Raw genomic sequence first — 18,368 nt, 5'->3', positions numbered from 1 at the left:
TTTCTTTTAAAGTTGATTCCACTGCCGATATCTTTGATGATTTCGGCATCTGGGTAGAGTGATTGCATATAGGCGATTTGTCTACCAAGGTCGTCTCGTTGCTTGGTTGAACTAACTCGGCAGTAGCAGACAATGGAAGTTCTAGTGGCACCACGGAGGTAGGATTCGACATGAAAAAGTCTTTGTCCTGCTTCGTTTTTGATGCTTTCAATCTTGCCATTGTCTGCGTACTTCCTTAAAGTGTTTGGGTGCAGTCCCAGTTGTTTAACTGCTTCTCGTAGTGGTACATAAGCCATACCACTATCTTAGCATTTATGAGGATATGTAATCTATTGTTAGTAAATAACTAGCTATTGGCTAACCTCAAACAAGTAGGAGACACATTATATTGTTTATTTTATTGAATTTAAATATTGAATTTAAATTAAGTTCAAATATATTTAGTTCCCAAACTCATCATCTGTGTATCATCCTCCTAAGGAAATATACAGATTGGCAGATGAAGTTAAAAGATTAGGCGCTCAGTACTTATGCTGCCCAGTATAAGCTTTAATCAAATATCCCCAAGTTTTACTTAGGAATTTGGAAGTTAGGTAAAGTGGCCTAACTTCACAATCTAGCCCATACCGCAGTTAGTCTGATACCTGAGCGCCAAGGCTCATAGGTTTTTTTGCCGAGTTTCGCGCCACACTTCCACCATTCGACCCCAATTGGTACTAAATTCGCCTAGACCCCATAGGCTCCCTGGTCTTTCTTCATCCCAAGAGGAGGAAAGAACACCATAAGTAATCCCCAAAACTCCAATGCCAAATAATCCCATATTCACCAATAACACGGCAATGGGAGGCAGTTGGATTTCTGTATACGTAGCCAGTAAATAACTCACTACTAGGGTTGTAATGCCCAAAGCTGTTGGTATACCACAGAATCCCGCCACACGCCGGATCATCCTTTGGCTAACAACCTCGGGAATGGCCATTTCTTCTTTAGTGAAAGGTGGCTGATTGCTAGGGGGTCTTTCTGCAGTCTTTACCTGTGCTTGTGGTTTACTGGTGCCTTTGGTGGGTTTTTGGCGCTTGGTTTTTGGTTCAAAAGGTAAGGGGCTGCGATCGGATTCTTCAGCAGACATAAGCGATAATTCCTACCCACGAATACCGAGACGACCAATTAAATCTTGATATTTTTCCCGACTACCTTGTTGAATATAGGAGAGAAGACGCTTGCGCTGACCAATCATCTTCAATAATCCCCGACGGGAGGAATGGTCTTTTTTATTTGCCTGGAGATGTAAGCTGAGGCGACTAATGCGGTCGGTCAGCATGGCAACTTGAACTTCGGCAGAACCAGTATCGGTTTCGTGAACTTGATAGTTCGACATGATTTCTTGTTTGCGCTGTTGCGTCAGAGCCATGATAGATTCAGTTTCTAGTTATGTTAAATGTATGCAGCAATCTCCCATGATATCACAGCCGCCAAATTGTTGGTATGAATCAGCAATCAGTATTTTGGCTGTATGGGCCGGTATGTCCATATTTCAACTGCTTGTGTCAACTCCTACCCTAGCAACTAATGCAGTTTTTGGTAAGCAGCCAAAATAATCTTTTCAGTTTCATCCCAATTGATACATTTATCGGTTACGGAAACACCATACTTTAACTCTTCTCGCTTACCGGTTATGGGTTGATTACCTTCATATAGGTTTGATTCCAGCATTACACCTACTATTGATGTATTACCATCAACTATTTGTTGAATCACATCTTCTAATACATTCGGTTGTAATTTGTAATCTTTATTAGTATTTCCATGGCTACAGTCGATGACAATTCTTGGTGATAAATCCGCCTCTTTTAATTTTTCTTCTACCAGTTTGACATTTGCTGCTTCAAAGTTAGGCTGACTACCACCACGTAAAATAACGTGACCATAGGGATTTCCTCTAGTTTCAAATACACTAACCTGTCCTTTATGATTAATGCCTAAGAAACTATGAGGACTTTTAGCAGACTGTAAAGCATTTAAAGCGACTTGAATATTACCATCAGTACCATTTTTAAACCCTACAGGCATGGAAAGTCCACTAGCCATTTCACGATGGGTCTGTGATTCAGTAGTTCGTGCGCCAATGGCAGACCATGTAATCAACTCACTAATATATTGAGGTATGATGGGATCTAGTGCCTCTGTACCCGCTGGTAAACCCAACTCTACTATTTTTAGCAGTAGGCTACGTGCAGTTAATAAACCTTTTTCTACATGGAAAGAATCATCCATATCTGGATCATTAATCAATCCTTTCCATCCCACTGTAGTGCGGGGTTTTTCAAAGTACACCCTCATAATGAGTAGCAGTTTATCCTTCACTCTGTCAGATAAAACTTTCAATTTCTGGGCGTATTCCAGTGCTGCTTCTGGATCATGAATTGAGCATGGCCCAACTACAATGAATTTTCTGCTGTCCTGGAAATCTAGGATATTTTTGATTTCCTGTCTATATTGCCAAACATTCTGTTCAGCCAATTTAGTTAAAGGTAATTTTGTTTTGACTTCATTCGGCGTTAATAATACGTGAGAGTTCTTGATGTTAGTATTAAATAATTTATTGTGCATAGAGCCAAACTGGTGATTTTTGCTATTCTCCTGAGAGGATGTTGATCAATTATTTTCAGCCGTCTAGCCATTGCCATACTAAGTAGCATGATATTGACTCACTTTGCTTAAAATACTGCACTGTCCGTTGATTACACGGTAATAGGCATAGGGAATTGAAAACGCTGAGTTTTTCTTGAGTTCACCATGGGTGTAGTAGCGAATTATATGCGCACAAAATTTTTCAAACATCCTCTGAGGGAAAGTTTATATACCATTTTAAATCAAATTCACCACACTGAGTTACAGATTTTTCAAATAACCAAGAGTTTTGTCTGTTAATTTCTCAATTTAACCGGCAAAATCCTATTTGATTCCTTAAAATGGGCATAAATTTAAAAACCCGTTTTCTGGAAACTGGGGTAATTCTCTCTCACACCACAGTGGTTTAGACATAAGCTTACTCGGTTAAAATTATATATGCAATTAATTATACATATATTTGAGAAATCGAAATCAATGGACTAGTTCTCAATTGTTGTGTTTTCATCACTTTCAGCCATGAGCTTGATTGCGCGATCGCATTTTCGTTATAAACACCATTTTGTAGTTGAACAGTTATGGGAACTTATGTATCATCACCCTGGTTCATAGAGATTTCTTGCTCATTCCAAAAAAAAAGGAGCCTCATTAACAGGCTCCCTGATTATAAGGTGCAAACAAAATCTATTCAATGGCGATCGCCATGAAATTATTTATTAATTTCATTAACAAATCTTGATATGAATACTTTCTCAATGATGAATAAACTCTTCACTCAACCTTGATAGGTATTCATAACATTTTACATATATGAAGTAAGATTAACCAGTGCAATTCCCTCTGATTAGATACACTTATACAATAGTACAGTTTTTACTATATCTCACTGCAATTTAACAATTAAATCATTTTTTTATTTTTATTTTTTGAGAGAATTAAAAAAAAATGATTAATTTAAATTTTCTGAAACTTCCCACACCCAAATCCAGCTCTTAAAGTCATAGCTTGGGTGGCGTAGCTATACCTGACCTACAAGTAAGATGGTTATCAAACCAGAGTTATACATGGGGACTGTCACAAGAACATGGTTTTTACTCTTATTGTTATCAGAAATTTACTCAATGCTACCCTGAGTTTCTTGCAAATAACTTAATAACCAATTCGCGGCCGTTGCTCTACGAGTCTGTCGCGGACCAAATTCACCAATTTTGTAACCTTTAAAACCCAATTTTTCTTTCAAAATTTGTTTATTGTCTTTAGGAATGGCACGAGTTAATTTTACCGTTGCTGGGCGGCTATCAATGAAATCAGGTGGTTCTGGGTAATCATCTCGCCATTCTGATGTGACTTCGCTGTTATCCCATTTAGCAATTGAAGAGTCATAGCGATAACCTAAATAGTGCCATACTAATTGATTGACTATGGCATCACCAATTTTATCATCAAGAATAGCCCAGATAGTTTCTGTATTCAGTGGCGGCAAGTTAGACATGATCGATTCAAATTTTACAGTTGACCTGTGAGCAGATTAAATATTGGTCAGCAGTTGTAGTTAAACTGAGAGAATCCTACAAACTAGACTAATCTTATCGCTTTTTACAAATATTTAAAGATTATCAGTATCTTCTTGACACTCCGCGCACTCATATGATGGAGATTCTCAGTTCATTCGGCCTCCCTAGGGACTAAATCAATACAAGCATCTAGCCTTGTGGGATAGATCCACAAGCTGACAATGCACCTCATTTCAAGGTTGGGGTCTGCGGAGAAGCCGATGCCACAAGAGTTAGAATTATTGAGGTTATACAGTTTAAATGGGGGACAATTCAGTTTATGCCGAATCCTACACCACTACCCAAGATAGTCCGCGCCCATGTATTTATTTCCGGTCGAGTGCAAGGAGTAGGCTATCGCTATGCTACCGTCGATACAGCGACTCAGTTGGGATTAACCGGTTGGGTGCGGAATCTTCCCGATAACCGTGTAGAAGCAGTTTTTGAAGGGGCGCGGGTGGTTGTAGAACAGATGGTTCGCTGGTGTCACACTGGACCACCTGCTGCAGTGGTCAAAGATGTTGTGCTTGAGTATGAAAAACCTCAAGGTTTGCGGGGGTTTGAAGTTAAGCCTTTGGATTGAACTCTCCCAGACCGCAGTTAAAAAAGCTCTGGGGAAATGAGTAATCAATTCACTGCCAATACAACCGAACCTGTAATTTTGCCACTACGTAGGGCATATAAAGCTTGATTTGCTTCAGCTAGAGGAAAAGAATTAACTTCGGTGTGGATGGGGATTTTCGGTGCTATAGCCAGAAATTCTTCTCCATCTTGGCGAGTTAAATTCGCCACCGATCGCAAAACTCTTTCTTGCCAGAGGATTTCATAGGGAAAAGCCGGAATATCACTCATGTGAATACCAGCACAAACCACAATACCACCTTTAGCTACTGCACGCAAGGCAGCTGGAACTAATTTTCCTACAGGAGCAAAGATAATTGCTGCATCCAAGGGTTCTGGCGGTAAGATGTTGGAATTTCCAGACCAAGTTGCACCTAATTGACGGGCAAACTCTTGTCCCTGAATATCTCCTGGACGGGTAAAGGCGAAAACTTGTCTGCCATGATAACGAGCCAGTTGAATCAAAATGTGGGCAGATGAACCAAAACCATAAAAACCCAGTTTTCCAGCATCACCAGTCATGCTGTAAGCGCGATAGCCAATTAAACCACCACATAATAGAGGTGCTGCTTGTAAGTCAGGATAGCTGGGGTCTAGGGTAAAACAAAAACGGTGGTCAGCTACGGTATAATCTGCATAACCACCATCTAAGTTATAACCCGTAAACTCAGCATAATCGCAAAGATTTTCACGATTAGAAACACAGTAACGGCAGTAATTACAAGTATGGCCGAGCCAAGGAACACCCACACGTTGACCGATATGAAAATTAACAACACTATCACCTTTGGCCTCAACCGTACCGACAATTTGATGTCCTGGGATTAAAGGTAGTTTTGGATGAGTTAATTCGCCATCTACTATATGTAAATCCGTGCGACACACAGCACAGGCATGAACACGAATCAGCACTTGCTCAGAATTGGGTTTTGGTACTGGTAACTCAACTAGGCGTAGAGGTTGGCGCGGCGCATCCAAAATCATTGCACGCATAGGTAATTATATGGTCAAAATTTTCTGTATTTATATGGTATGGGCAATTCATGAATTGACCCTAGCTCTAGAGATGGAGATAATTTTCCCCCATGCTTCCCAGGTATCTAACTCTTTTGTAAATTCTATTGACTTTTTATAAAGTATTCGTTACACTTGTTTACATAAGTTAGCAAATACCTCAAACCATTTTAAGTAAATCAGTATCAATCAAGTTGCTTTGGACTTGAGCTAAAATTTCGCTTCTTAGTATTGTTGTATCTAAATCGTCATTCTTACTTCTGTGAATCAGAAACCTCAGTTGCCAAGCTGAGGTTTTTTGTTGCTTACTGAGCGTTAATTGAGATTTTGTTGATATTTTGGCATTTTCTTGCGGCTAAATCACGCAGCGATCGCTACATTAGAAAATACATGACGAGATTTATTGATAGGTGACTCACACAAAACCATGAGTGAAAATGTAACGATTTTTCAAAATCCTTTACTTAAAGGTTCAGGCTTACCCCCCTTTCAGGACATTCAACCAGAGCAAGTAATACCAGCCTTCGGGCAGCTACTGGCCGAACTTGACCAGAAGCTAACTATTTTAGAAACTAATATCGAACTTACTTGGAAAGGCTTAGTAGAACCACTAGAAAAGCTCACAGAACAGCTCAACTGGACTTGGGGCATAGTTGGCCATTTAATGGGTGTCAAGAATAGCCCTGAACTAAGGACAGCATATGAAAGCGTACAACCACAAGTAGTACAGTTTCTTAACAAGCTTGGTCAAAGCCAATCAATTTACAATGGTCTCAAGGCACTGCGCGCCAGTGAGAACTGGGCTACCTTAGAATCAGCCCAACAGCGAATTGTAGAAGCCGCCATCAGAGATGCCGAACTTTCCGGTGTGGGCTTACAACCAGAAGCGAGAGAGCGTTTTAACACCATCCAAATGGAGTTAGCAGAACTAGCTACCAAATTCTCAAACCATGTCCTAGATGCGACTAAAGCCTTTAGCTTAACCCTGACTAAAAAAGCAGAAATTGACGGCTTACCCGATAGCTTATTGAGTTTAGCAGCACAGGCTGCCCGTGATGCGGGAGATGAAAACGCCACCCCAGAAAATGGCCCTTGGCGGATTACTTTAGACTTTCCCAGCTATGGGCCATTCATGCAGCACAGCACCCGGCGAGATTTACGGGAAAAACTCTATAAAGCTTATATAACTCGTGCTTCATCCGGAGAGTTAAATAATCAGGCGCTAATTGAGCGTACCTTGGAGTTGCGCCAAGAATTAGCCAAATTACTAGGCTTTGAAAATTATGCTGAGTTGAGTTTAGCCAGTAAAATGGCTCCCAATGTGACAGCAGTTGAGGCACTATTAGAAGAACTACGTCAAGCCAGTTATGATGCTGCCGTTAAAGACTTAGAAGAACTCAAAGCCTTTGCTTCCTCTAAGAAAGCAGCGGAAGCCGAGAATTTACAACACTGGGACACCAGCTTCTGGTCAGAACGTCAACGGGAAGAAAAATTTGCCTTCACCGCCGAAGAATTACGTCCTTATTTTCCCCTTCCCCAAGTCTTAGATGGGTTATTTGGACTGGTGAAGCGGTTGTTTGGTGTGACCGTCACTCCCGCCGATGGTCAAGCCCCAGTCTGGCATGAAAATGTACGTTATTTCCAAATTGCTGATGAAAGTGGTAGTCCCCTAGCTTACTTCTACCTGGACCCCTACAGCCGCCCGGCAGAAAAACGCGGTGGTGCTTGGATGGATGTATGTATTAATCGCAGCAAAATAACTGAGAATGGTGTGACATCGATTCGTTTACCTGTGGCCTATTTGGTATGTAACCAAACTCCTCCTGTGGATGGTAAGCCTAGTTTGATGACTTTCTATGAAGTAGAAACTTTATTTCATGAGTTTGGCCATGGCTTGCAGCATATGCTCACCAAAGTAGACTATACTGGAGCCGCAGGTATTAATAATGTAGAATGGGATGCTGTGGAACTACCCAGTCAGTTCATGGAAAACTGGTGCTATGAGCGACCAACTTTGTTTGGTATGGCAAAGCATTATCAAACGGGTGCAGCCCTACCAGAGCATTATTACCAAAAACTCCTGGCAGCACGTAACTATATGAGTGGTAGTGTGATGTTGCGGCAAATTCACTTTAGCAGTGTCGATTTAGAACTACACTATCGTTATCGGCCTGGTAGTGGGGAAACAGCCGCAGATGTGCGTCATCGCATTGCCAAAACTACTACAGTTTTATCACCACTACCAGAAGATGCTTTTTTATGTGCCTTCGGACACATTTTTGCTGGGGGTTATGCCGCAGGTTATTACAGTTATAAGTGGGCTGAGGTATTGAGTGCTGACGCATTTGCCGCTTTTGAAGAAGCTGGTTTAGAGGATGAACAGGCGATAAAAGCCACAGGGAGACGTTACCGTGATACGGTACTGGCTCTAGGTGGTAGTCAACATCCTATGAAGGTGTTTGAATCTTTCCGAGGTCGTCAACCCAGTACAGTGTCTTTACTCAAGCATACTGGTTTATTACCAGATGCAGCTTAGTGACATCCCGGCAGTTCTTCTCATCTACAAGGGTGTGTTAGCCGATGGCATAACATACCCTTGGTCAAATTGATATGATAGTTAACTTGTCTACATCTGTGTTCATCTGTGGTTAATTATTTCCCCCCAATACCTGAATTGAGTTAAAAAATGGTAGGTAAATTCTGATGACAAATCCAGATATATAGTTATATGAAAATGATTGGCAATACTTAAGTATTGCCAATAGTTGAGAAATATTAACATAGATTATTAAAAAAAATAACTAAGATAATAGTTTATAAACTTTATTACGCTAAATTAAAACTATACCCAGCCTAGTATAAATTTATGTAAATCAGAGCCAAAAAACTCAAGATTAATTAACTATCTGTCACTTTTTCCAGTGACAATGGTCATTAATTAAAAGTTTGTACCGACTTACTGACTAGGTTGTTTGTGCTGAAGTCGAGATGTTCAACTCAGCCAACTAATAAGAGTAAACACCAAAGGAACTTTAACGGCGAGAAGTAACAATGATTGCAAGAATTTTACTAGCAGTTTCTGGCTTAGGCCACGCAGAAGAAATGCTGAAAGTCTTAAAAGAGATGCCCTCAATTAAATCTGCCAAAGTGACGGTTCTCCATGTTGTACCTTCCCAAAGTACTGCGGCTGCTATGACAGATAAATGGGAAGAGGGCGGTAAAATCTTAGCTAGTGCTATTCAATCTCTCAATTTAGACCCTAGTCAGGTGTCTTCCATTCTGCGACAAGGTGACCCCAAAGACCTGGTTTGTCAGGTAGCAGATGAAATTGATGCTGACTTGATTATTATGGGTTCACGGGGACTGAAACGCCTACAATCCATTTTATCTAATTCAGTTAGTCAGTATGTTTTCCAGCTATCTTCTCGCCCTATGTTGCTGGTCAAAGACGACATTTATGTGAAGAGAATTAAGCGCGTTATGGTGGCCATGGATAACTCCGAGCCAGCCAAAAAATGCTTAAGTTTGGCGCTATTTTTGTTACGAGATATCCCCGGTAGTCAGTTAATTTTAACCAATATTACTACAGATTTACGTACCAAACAATCTCAGGTCACTGAAATTACCCCAGATAAAAATTCCAATTTGGCATGGGCGGTGGCTGAAGCGCAAAAGTACGGTGTACAAACTCGTTGTTTCACTAGTAGCGGTAAACCAGGTGAAGAAATTTGCCGCATAGCAGAAGAGTTAAATATAGATTTATTATTGCTCGGTTCTCCAGACCGCCGCCCATCCGTGGCTAAGAGTTTTGTGGATATAGACAGACTCATCGGTGCTTCTTTGTCTGACTATGTTCGAGTTCATGCAACTTGTCCTGTGTTGTTGGCGCGGACTGTCGCCTAACATCAGGTCAATAAAGAACCCCCGCACCAGTGGTGTTGGGGTTCTTGGTGTTATGCACAAATATCAAGAATCTTTTCCACCTTCACGGCTAGCAGTTTGGATGTAAAGAATTATTAAAAACACTGCGGGCACTAGAACGAACAGAATGCTCGCTACGAACCCTAGGTCATTCACTTGCATAGCAAGAAAGCCTCTCTTTAATTTTAGTTTTTAGTGAACAATTTTAGAATAGCATTATCGATGCCAGTGTTACCTCAAATTTTTTTTACGTCGCGTCGGTCTGAAAATTTAAATGTTAAGGTTTGGTGACTACACTCACAGGTCCATTGACTAGGGTTTGACAGGCCAGGCGGTAATTATCAGGTTTTTTCTTAAATTTGCGGTTCTCTACATCTGTGCGGGGGGAAAGATTTTCTATTCCTTCGACTATCTCCACAATGCAGGTGCCACACTGACCATTGCCGCCGCAATTGGTCATTTTACCAATAAATTTATATATGTCAATGCCATTTTGCATGGCTTTGAGCCGAAGATTAGCCCCATCCGCTGCTATTACTTCTTGGTTTTCTTTGACAAATTTGATGTTACCCATGGCTTATTTGTACCTTTTTGACTGTAGGCGTTTTTTTATAAAGCTGATTTTGGCATAGAGCGCCCACACTATCTTACTTAATTTCTGTCCAAATATTACAAAATACTAAGGGATATCAAGTTTAGAAAAGAAAAAACTGCCAAATAAATAGGACAGGTATCCTACCTGTCCCAAAAATTGGTCATAGGTTGGCTTACCTGAAACCAACAGCTGCTTGCCATACAAACGCCAGCAACAAGAAAAAGACGGGAATAATGGGGAGAACATCTACCAAAGGATCGAAAATTTGGTAAGCTTCAGGCAATTTGGCTAATAACAATGCTGCTTCCATGTTTGTTTAAATCCACCTATCTAACACAGACTTCATAATTGAAGTGTATCTTAACATGGTTTGGGGATGGGGTATTTAATATTTTTAGATAGCAAAATTCTTTCCTGGGTTCCCATTCCCCATTTTCTCCCTAGTTAAGCCATTGTGCGAATTCCCTGGCAAAGCGATCGCTTAATATTGCTTCACGAATCTTCTGGGTAAAGCGAATTAACTCCGTAATGTTGTGAATACTCAACAACGTGTAGCCTAATATTTCCTGCGATCGCACTAAATGAGAGATGTAAGCACGGCTAAAATTTTGACAAGCATAACAAGAGCAAGTTTCATCTAATGGTGCATAATCTTCACGAAACTTAGCATTCTTTAAATTCCAGCGTTCCCCTTGCACAATTGCTGTACCGTGTCGCGCCCAACGGGTAGGAATCACACAATCAAATAAATCTACACCAGAAGCGATGGCAATAGCCATTTCCCGATAAGTACCCACACCCATCAAATAACGAGGCTTTTCCGGTGGTAATAGTGGCGCTGTAGTGCGCACAATATCAGCCATGAGTTCAGGTGGTTCTCCCACACTCACACCACCAATAGCGTATCCCGGCAAATCCAACTCAGCTAAAGCCTCAGCCGCTTGGACGCGTAAATCCAGATACACCCCACCTTGGACGATACCAAACAAAGCTTGATCACTGCGTTGATGAAAAGAAATACAGCGTTCTAGCCAACGATAAGTCCTCTGAGTTGCCGCTTGTACATCTTCGCGGGTAGCTGGATAAGGGGGACATTCATCAAAAGCCATGATCACATCAGCCCCTAGAGTATTTTGGATCTCTATAGAGCGTTCCGGTGTTAAATGAATAATTTGCCCATCATGAGGTGAGCGAAAAGTTACACCATCTTCAGAAATTTTCCGCATTTCGCTCAAGCTGAATACTTGAAACCCACCGGAATCTGTGAGCATTGGTCCATTCCAGCCCATAAATTTGTGTAACCCACCACCTCCAGCGACAATTCTCTCCCCTGGTTGCAGATGGAGATGATAAGTATTAGAAAGTATCATCTGCGCCCCAGTACTCATTAACTGTTCTGGGGTAACAGTTTTGACATTTGCCAGAGTCCCCACTGGCATAAATCTTGGGGTTTCCACAGATCCATGAGGGGTCATAAACACCCCAGCCCTGGCTTTTGTCTGGCTACATTGAGCCAGGGATTGAAAAGAAAAATTTTGACTCAAAGTAAAAGTAATGCTATTCCGCTAAATGTATAAACAAAAACCCGAAATCCTGGCAATTGATTCTTCATGAACACTTAAGGACTCACAAATAAACCATTACCAATTTTTTGAGTATATGCTAATCAAAAGGAGTCGGAACCATCATCGTCAATTTCCGCATCCCATTTAGCGGAGAAAACCTGCTCCATCATCGCTTCTATGGCGTTGAAATTCAAGTTGCGTTCTTTTCGCTCTTGTAAAGGAGTCGAAAGTGGAATCAGCCGTAAACACATATGTTCTTGGAACAAATCAAAGTAAGTTTGTTGTTGCGGGGACTGTTTAAGTTCCAGGTAATCAAAGCTATCAAGATTTAAGTAAAGCGCACAGTTAGCAACGACTGTAGACCTTTGGGGATTAACAAAAACTTCCATCACATCTCCCTCACCCTCGCTCTGTAAGCCTTCTTGGGTGTAGATATAGCGGACTCGCCCTAAATCAGACAGCAATCGTCGCATATCAAGCTTATTTACAATTATTCCCGTATTAACAATACACGGAGCTGGTATCCTGGTGTGCGGTAGATGGTGACTCATAGGAAAATAGGAGATAAGCAAAGGTCAGGTATAAAAAAGCGAAACTGTGACTTGAACAGCCTGTGGCCTGCTTTTGAAAAAATATCAATTTTGGAGGGCTAATGTCTAATACAGTCTAGGGTAATTTATTAGTTGCCGAATGCAAAATCTAATTCTTTATATTAAGTAATAGGATGAATCAACCTCAGTGGTGGAAAAGATTATTCTTTCATGTATTTGCCAGTATTACTTTTTATACAGCTATTCCTCTACCTTATGTCAATGGGCTAGACTTCCGCAGAGCAGCGTATTTTGCCCCCCTGGTAGGGGTGATGATTGGCGGTATTTTAGGGCTATGTGATACCGCAATGAATTATCTAGGGATACCATTGCTAACTCGTAGCGCTTTAGTAGTGGTTATCTGGATTGCTATAACTGGAGGATTGCACTTAGATGGGGCTATGGATACTGCTGATGGTTTAGCGGTGGCTAACCCGGAAAAACGCTTAGAGGTGATGACAGACAGCGCTACAGGGGCTTTTGGGGCTATGGCAGCTATGGCAGTAATATTACTCAAAACCACAGCTTTAACGGATATTTTAGACCACCGTTGCCTACTGCTGATGGCAGCTTGTGGATGGGGACGCTGGGGACAACAACTCGCCATCGCCCGGTATCCTTACCTCAAACCCACTGGTAAAGGCGCATTTCACAAACAAGCCATTCGTTCATATCCCGATTTATTACCAGGACTGTTTTTACTCTTGAGCTTGAGTGTGTTAATGACGTTATTCCATAGCAAGTATCTATTTTTTGCCCTCAGTATGAGCGGGGTGGGAAGTGCGATCGCTCTCCTGACCGGTTTATGGTTCCATTATCAATTAGGCGGACACACAGGAGATACTTATGGCGCGGTAGTTGAGTGGACAGAAGCCTTATTTCTCTGTGTTCTCACCATTTTTTAAGATTTTTTAATTACTTCACCGCTTGCAGTTTTGTTACCTTCAGTTCAAAAAGTCCCACCCCAGTTTCCCCAAAGGAGCGGACGCGGATAATATACTTTCCTGTTTCCTGAATGCGGGTAAACAGTAAGGAATTGGTAGTACCATCAGGTCCATCATCATTTTCCGCCACTGTGGCTCCATTAGGTCCCAAGAGTGTAATGACGGTATCAAAACTCTCAGAATTCAAATCAATCACTAGCTTATCACCCTTATTCAGGTTGACTATATAATCCCGGCCAAAGCCACCTTGTCCCGTGGGGATATCTTTTTCTGAAAGGGTATCGGACAGTTCAGTACTGGGAGTTATAGGAATAGGATTATACAATTCGTTTTGAGCATATCCCACAGTTGTATTTATGCCTATGACCAACAAGGTGGTAGGAATCATCATTAGTTCTCTTAAACCCACCAGAAAAGCTTTACTAATCATTAGTGTTCTCACAAAACAGGTCGCCACATTTAGGATAGATGGATGAAAGTAACTTTACCTATCAACTTTGAGGTATTTGTCTTTGACCGCAGTAGTAACAGCGGCTAAACCTAAGACAGGAATACCATCCTGATTGAGTGTTTGTACAGCAGACCTGAGGGTGGCACCAGTGGTATAAATATCGTCAACTAACAATATTGGGACATTTATACGACGACTGTGTAATTCTCTCCCAACGCTAAATGCTGACGCTAAGTTACTTTCTCGTTGCGATGCTGATAACCCAAATTGTGCCTCAGTTTCCTGCACTCTTTTTAAACCATTGGCTAGCAATTTTAACCCAGTTGTTTGACAGAAACTTTCAGCTATGAGTGCAGCTTGGTTATAACCGCGTTTTTTTTGCTTATTGGGATGGAGTGGTATGGGGACGACTACAGGGTGTGGTTTACTTTTCGACACCTTTGATAACAACCATGCTTCGCCTAACCATTGACCTAACGGACGGGCAATTTGCGGTTGATTTTCATATTTCATCACCGCGATCGCTCGTTTGACAATACCGCCATAGACTCCCCAACCAAATACAGGTATTGCTTGTTGCCATAAAGCAGCAGGATCCCCGTGCTGGCAATTTTTAAGTTGCTTAATACAATAAGGGCAAAATTCTCCAGATGTCGTTCTTTGGCATAAAAGACAACTTGATTGGAGAAACAGGTTGAGAAAGTTGTTAAAATTTTGCTTCCAGGTTGGCATTTCCAGAATGGGAGAACTTAGACTTTGATATGGTTAACTTTTACAGACAAAGTATAATTTTACTTGTAAAATTTATTTCATGGCATTTTATGCTTGAGGAGTTATAACCAGTGTGGCATCACTTAACACTAGGAAAGTGACCAGTCCATGTCCACAAGACTGATAACTTGAGTAGGAACATATTATTTGACGCTCCCAAAACTTACACAATCCTCTCACGACTTCAGCTACGTGAGTAAGGTCTGTAATGTTTAAGCTTGAAAAACCCTGCCAAGGTTGCCAGTAGCACTATATACTGTCTACCAGGACTGTAGATATCACTATTATCAGGCATTTTTTAGCCATTCACTAAACCATGAAACTTGAGGATATATATCAATTCTTTGAGGATCCTCCGCCAGCTTATCTCTGTCAGGAACTAGCAGTTTGTTACATTCTGTACGTTTTAATACAACATGAATCCTATGGCACTGAATTGATCCAGCGACTAGAAACTGAATACCCAGACTATCGACTTTCGGATACCGTACTTTATAGTGCGATCAAATTTCTCGAAGACGAAAAGGCTATTACTGGGTATTGGAAGAAACTCGACGGGCGAGGAAGGCCCAGAAGGATGTACGAACTTTCTCCACAATGGCAAGAACAGTCGCAAAAGTTGGCCCATCTTTGGCAAGATTACATAAAGGAAAGGAAAAATTCATGAATATTTGCTCATAAATTCAGTCTCATCCTATGAAAACAATAATAATTTTAGTTATGAATAATGCAATTGTGCCATCTACGCTCTTGCTCACTTTGTTGTTATCCGTGGGTCTATTTTTCTTTATTCGGGCCTCAACCAAAGACCGCACAACAAAAGCAGAACTTGTATCTGAACAAGACGAAGCTGCTTTAATGCCGAAAGTTAAGGAGTATTTTCGCCAGCGTTCTTACCAAGTAGTCGCCATAGATAGAGAAAAGAATCAAGTGATTTTCGAAGGTTTTGTTCAACCCAGCTTATTTTTAGCCCTGTTTTTAACGCTGTTAGCATCTGCTGGTATGGCTTGTCTAGCATTGGTTTTGTCGCTACTTTTTCCGAACTTTGGCAATTGGTTTCTGGGATTGCTACTATTGTCACCTTTAAGCGGTGTATTTTATTGGCAAAAAGCTGGAAGAATTGAGAAGGTATCCTTGCACATAGAAGAAGCAACCCAGGATAAACTAGGGTTTATAAGTAAACTAACTATAATTGCCCATCGAGATGAACTCATGGAGTTCCAGAGGGCTTTACAGTTAGAATCCGCTGATTGATCACAGCAAGTAGGAAAAGCTAACCGGGATATAAATCTTCCCTACGAAATTGGAGCGCAGGGAAAGGATTATATCCGGTTACAGAGCCTCTTCGGCAATCCATTGCAGGAGAAGGCGACTCAAGTCTCAGGGGATGTGTTTTGCTCTATCTCACTCTCCTGTAGAGCATTTGAATAGAAACAAACCTATACAAACCAATGTTTGAGCCGAAGTTAATTTCTCCATACAGTCGAATTAACTGGACTCCATATCGATGTACTAGCAACTTAGTCAGAAACTAAAAAAAAACGAAAATTTTTCATAAACTGAACCACTTTACCAGTTAAATGATTGACGGAACTCACATTCCATATCTAAAGAGAACCATGAAGAATTCAGCGGCTAGCCACAGCCGCTGGCTCCACACCTGTCGGAGATTCTAATGACCGCAGGCTGGGAAACAAGAAATGGTTTTCTTCTACGTATTGAGCACCAAACAGCCCCTTCTCGGCCCAGAAATAACGGTCTGTGGTATGCTCATTTCGCTTGACAAGTAGCAATGCGGGTGGGGCAATGCCTTCAGCTTGAATAAATTTTCTTGCTGCTGTGACAGGTTTTTCTTCGCCACTTTCAATGCTATATTGAGGCACGTGTTCTAGAATCCGTCGTCCTTCTTGACGACGACGACTTTTCCGCTTCCGTCTTCTAGCCAAAGTATTTTCCTCCTCTTTCAAGCTATAGATTGTAGTTATAGCTACAAAATCAGTGGCAATTATATAAGTTCTAGTTTAAAATATCAAGAGTTTTTAAAGTTTCGATACACAGAAGTAAAACATGAAATTTGTAAAGCATATAATTCCCTAGTGCAAAGCATCACCCAAAAGATTTAGTTAAGCTTTATTTAAAGAGGGATAAAAAATAAAGCAATGCTTTTCTATCTTCCCTGAAATTCTGTAATCCTGAGCAAAAGCTAAAAAAATGTTAATGTCTGCCAGTTCAGATTTTGTTGCTCTATGCCGAGAGCAAATAGCACTGCTAGCCGAAGGGCTGGGAGCATCATTATGTGTTGTTTATCTAACAGAAGAACTGGTAGATGCTCCTGCTGGTAAAGCGAAACTCATTCCTGTGGTGGTTTACCCGGAGACTGCAGTATTACCTCGAGGGAAAGAAATGACGGGAGCAAGACTTGGCGATGTTTTGGTCAGACATGACCAACAGGGTAAGTTATTGCCAGAGGGTACAGGATCAAGGATTTCATTAGACGAGACAAGGAAAGCAGATGCACAAAAAGCAAATTTACACGAGGAATCTCGACTCAGTGAACACCAAATTGTCCTACCTCTGATTCATCAAGGTGTGATGATGGGTCTATTGATTACAGGTAGAGAAGATAGGGACTGGAATCAACACGAACAAAGCGAAATTGAAAAAATCCTGCAAACCATAGCCATCGCGTGTTTCCTAGACCAACGTCGAGCCTGGTTACAGCATCAGCTACATCAACAACAAATTCTGCAAGCACAGCAGCGAGATTTGCTTGATAACCTACTACACCAGTTTCGTAACCCATTGACCGCCTTGCGCACCTTCGGCAAACTGCTATTAAAACGCCTGCGTCCAGGTGATCCCAACCGAGACGTAGGAACTAATATTGTCAGGGAAAGCGATCGCCTCGAAGAATTACTGCGACAGTTCGAGCAAGTAATTGATTGGTCAGAGGGTAATTTCGCCCCCTTGTCATTGCCTGAAAACGAAGTATTTGTGGAAGCAACTGTCGAAAAACAACCCAAACCCGTACTCTTATTGCCAGGAATAGGAGAGAAAAACATTGATTGCTTTGTAGTTGACTTATTAACACCATTATTGGTATCAGCTCAAGCAATAGCACAGGAGCGTCATCTAGAACTCATAACCGAAATTCCCGCCCACTTGCCCCCGGTAAAGGCTAACGTCAAAGCATTACCAGAAGTATTCAGCAATATTATTGATAATGCTCTAAAATACACTCCTCATGGTGGCAAAATAGTCATTCAATTAGGGCAAGAAAAACCTAATTTTCAGGGAATCGCTATTAGTAATACCGGCGCAGGAATTCCACCACAAGACCTAGCCCATTTGGGAGAACGCCATTATCGGGGAGTGCAAGCCCAAAGTCAAATTCCTGGTAGTGGTTTGGGACTAGCGATCGCCAAACAATTAATAGAACAAATGGATGGCGAAATGGAAATTTTCAGCCCTGCAATTAACTCGAGTCTGGTTTCACCCCATACACCGGGAACTACATTTATAATTTGGTTACCAATCACTAATCGCCAATGATTATCTGCTATATAAAACCTAGACAAAGCTAGACTTTACTTTCTACTTCAACGGGAGCATGGGAGCGGTTATCCCTTAGTAGACTTGCACGCCTTAGCCAGACGCGATATTTCTCAAGTTAAGATTTACAAGAAAGACTACCGCTATCATTGCTTGGTTT

Annotated in this window: 21 protein-coding genes; 7 read left to right on the top strand and 14 right to left on the bottom strand. The window is 41.3% G+C overall.

Translation table 11 applies throughout. From position 1 onward, the window contains the following. The 5 genes from NWP22_RS07245 to NWP22_RS07225 all read right to left on the bottom strand — a co-directional run. A partial coding sequence (locus tag NWP22_RS07245) for a MerR family DNA-binding transcriptional regulator (RefSeq protein ID WP_280801679.1) occupies positions 1 to 296 on the bottom strand: 296 nt, incomplete at its 3' end. 362 nt (positions 297 to 658) lie between these two features. Continuing rightward, entirely contained in the window at positions 659 to 1,129 is a 471-nt protein-coding gene (locus tag NWP22_RS07240; protein ID WP_271731648.1) for a PAM68 family protein, read from the bottom strand. Between the two features lie 12 nt (positions 1,130 to 1,141). Continuing rightward, the gene (gene rpsO / locus NWP22_RS07235) at positions 1,142 to 1,411 is read right to left on the bottom strand and encodes a 30S ribosomal protein S15 (protein WP_271731647.1); all 270 of its coding nucleotides are present in this window, start codon (positions 1,409 to 1,411) and stop codon (positions 1,142 to 1,144) included. Positions 1,412 to 1,566: 155 nt separating this feature from the next. Then, positions 1,567 to 2,610: a 3-deoxy-7-phosphoheptulonate synthase gene (locus NWP22_RS07230; RefSeq protein WP_271731646.1), complete on the bottom strand. Its 1,044-nt coding sequence runs from the start codon at positions 2,608 to 2,610 to the stop codon at positions 1,567 to 1,569. A gap of 1,135 nt (positions 2,611 to 3,745) precedes the next feature. After that, positions 3,746 to 4,123, bottom strand: a complete 378-nt coding sequence (locus NWP22_RS07225; protein ID WP_271731644.1) for a DUF1823 family protein — start codon at positions 4,121 to 4,123, stop codon at positions 3,746 to 3,748. A gap of 341 nt (positions 4,124 to 4,464) precedes the next feature. Between NWP22_RS07225 and NWP22_RS07220 the strand changes: the two genes are divergently transcribed. Beyond that, a complete protein-coding gene (locus tag NWP22_RS07220) occupies positions 4,465 to 4,767 on the top strand; it encodes an acylphosphatase (protein WP_271731642.1) in 303 nt (100 codons plus the stop codon). Positions 4,768 to 4,811: 44 nt separating this feature from the next. Here the strand turns inward: NWP22_RS07220 and NWP22_RS07215 are convergent, their stop codons facing one another. Beyond that, positions 4,812 to 5,798: a zinc-dependent alcohol dehydrogenase family protein gene (locus NWP22_RS07215; RefSeq protein ID WP_271731640.1), complete on the bottom strand. Its 987-nt coding sequence runs from the start codon at positions 5,796 to 5,798 to the stop codon at positions 4,812 to 4,814. Positions 5,799 to 6,246: 448 nt separating this feature from the next. Here NWP22_RS07215 and NWP22_RS07210 point away from each other — a divergent pair, with 448 nt between their 5' ends. Next, on the top strand, positions 6,247 to 8,355 hold the full coding sequence (locus NWP22_RS07210) for a M3 family metallopeptidase (RefSeq protein ID WP_280801678.1): 2,109 nt from the start codon (positions 6,247 to 6,249) through the stop codon (positions 8,353 to 8,355). Between the two features lie 515 nt (positions 8,356 to 8,870). After that, the gene (locus NWP22_RS07205; protein WP_271731638.1) at positions 8,871 to 9,722 is read left to right on the top strand and encodes a universal stress protein; all 852 of its coding nucleotides are present in this window, start codon (positions 8,871 to 8,873) and stop codon (positions 9,720 to 9,722) included. 63 nt (positions 9,723 to 9,785) lie between these two features. Here the strand turns inward: NWP22_RS07205 and psbM are convergent, their stop codons facing one another. From psbM to NWP22_RS07180, 5 genes are all read right to left on the bottom strand, one after another. After that, on the bottom strand, positions 9,786 to 9,902 hold the full coding sequence (gene psbM / locus NWP22_RS07200; protein WP_271731637.1) for a photosystem II reaction center protein PsbM: 117 nt from the start codon (positions 9,900 to 9,902) through the stop codon (positions 9,786 to 9,788). A 115-nt stretch (positions 9,903 to 10,017) separates the two neighbouring features. Further along, a complete protein-coding gene (locus NWP22_RS07195) occupies positions 10,018 to 10,314 on the bottom strand; it encodes a 2Fe-2S iron-sulfur cluster-binding protein (protein WP_271731635.1) in 297 nt (98 codons plus the stop codon). 193 nt (positions 10,315 to 10,507) lie between these two features. Then, the gene (locus NWP22_RS07190; protein ID WP_010995059.1) at positions 10,508 to 10,645 is read right to left on the bottom strand and encodes a photosystem II reaction center protein K; all 138 of its coding nucleotides are present in this window, start codon (positions 10,643 to 10,645) and stop codon (positions 10,508 to 10,510) included. Positions 10,646 to 10,775: 130 nt separating this feature from the next. Next, positions 10,776 to 11,879, bottom strand: coding sequence for a tRNA guanosine(34) transglycosylase Tgt (tgt, locus tag NWP22_RS07185; RefSeq protein WP_271731630.1), 1,104 nt, complete (start codon positions 11,877 to 11,879; stop codon positions 10,776 to 10,778). 122 nt (positions 11,880 to 12,001) lie between these two features. Then, complete coding sequence (locus NWP22_RS07180) at positions 12,002 to 12,451, bottom strand: hypothetical protein (RefSeq protein ID WP_271731629.1); 450 nt, start codon at positions 12,449 to 12,451, stop codon at positions 12,002 to 12,004. A gap of 173 nt (positions 12,452 to 12,624) precedes the next feature. Between NWP22_RS07180 and cobS the strand changes: the two genes are divergently transcribed. After that, entirely contained in the window at positions 12,625 to 13,395 is a 771-nt protein-coding gene (gene cobS / locus NWP22_RS07175; protein ID WP_271731628.1) for an adenosylcobinamide-GDP ribazoletransferase, read from the top strand. A 10-nt stretch (positions 13,396 to 13,405) separates the two neighbouring features. On the opposite strand, the gene NWP22_RS07170 is transcribed toward cobS, so the two are convergent. Next, positions 13,406 to 13,864 carry a PPC domain-containing protein gene (locus NWP22_RS07170; RefSeq protein ID WP_271731627.1) on the bottom strand — a complete coding sequence of 153 codons (459 nt, stop codon included), beginning with the start codon at positions 13,862 to 13,864 and terminating at the stop codon, positions 13,406 to 13,408. 54 nt (positions 13,865 to 13,918) lie between these two features. After that, a complete protein-coding gene (locus NWP22_RS07165; RefSeq protein WP_280801677.1) occupies positions 13,919 to 14,617 on the bottom strand; it encodes a ComF family protein in 699 nt (232 codons plus the stop codon). A 355-nt stretch (positions 14,618 to 14,972) separates the two neighbouring features. Here NWP22_RS07165 and NWP22_RS07160 point away from each other — a divergent pair, with 355 nt between their 5' ends. Both NWP22_RS07160 and NWP22_RS07155 read left to right on the top strand, forming a co-directional pair. Next, the gene (locus NWP22_RS07160) at positions 14,973 to 15,323 is read left to right on the top strand and encodes a PadR family transcriptional regulator (RefSeq protein WP_271731624.1); all 351 of its coding nucleotides are present in this window, start codon (positions 14,973 to 14,975) and stop codon (positions 15,321 to 15,323) included. A 53-nt stretch (positions 15,324 to 15,376) separates the two neighbouring features. Continuing rightward, entirely contained in the window at positions 15,377 to 15,910 is a 534-nt protein-coding gene (locus NWP22_RS07155; protein ID WP_271731623.1) for a cofactor assembly of complex C subunit B, read from the top strand. Between the two features lie 374 nt (positions 15,911 to 16,284). Here NWP22_RS07155 and NWP22_RS07150 read toward each other — a convergent pair whose 3' ends face one another. Then, positions 16,285 to 16,602: a DUF3155 domain-containing protein gene (locus NWP22_RS07150; protein WP_271731621.1), complete on the bottom strand. Its 318-nt coding sequence runs from the start codon at positions 16,600 to 16,602 to the stop codon at positions 16,285 to 16,287. A 265-nt stretch (positions 16,603 to 16,867) separates the two neighbouring features. Here NWP22_RS07150 and NWP22_RS07145 point away from each other — a divergent pair, with 265 nt between their 5' ends. Continuing rightward, positions 16,868 to 18,208, top strand: a complete 1,341-nt coding sequence (locus tag NWP22_RS07145; protein ID WP_271731619.1) for a sensor histidine kinase — start codon at positions 16,868 to 16,870, stop codon at positions 18,206 to 18,208. The last annotated feature ends 160 nt before the right edge of the window (positions 18,209 to 18,368 follow it).

The organism is Anabaenopsis tanganyikae CS-531 (genome assembly GCF_029891675.1).
GTDB lineage: Bacteria > Cyanobacteriota > Cyanobacteriia > Cyanobacteriales > Nostocaceae > Anabaenopsis > Anabaenopsis arnoldii.
This window is presented reverse-complemented; position numbering and strand designations above follow the sequence as displayed.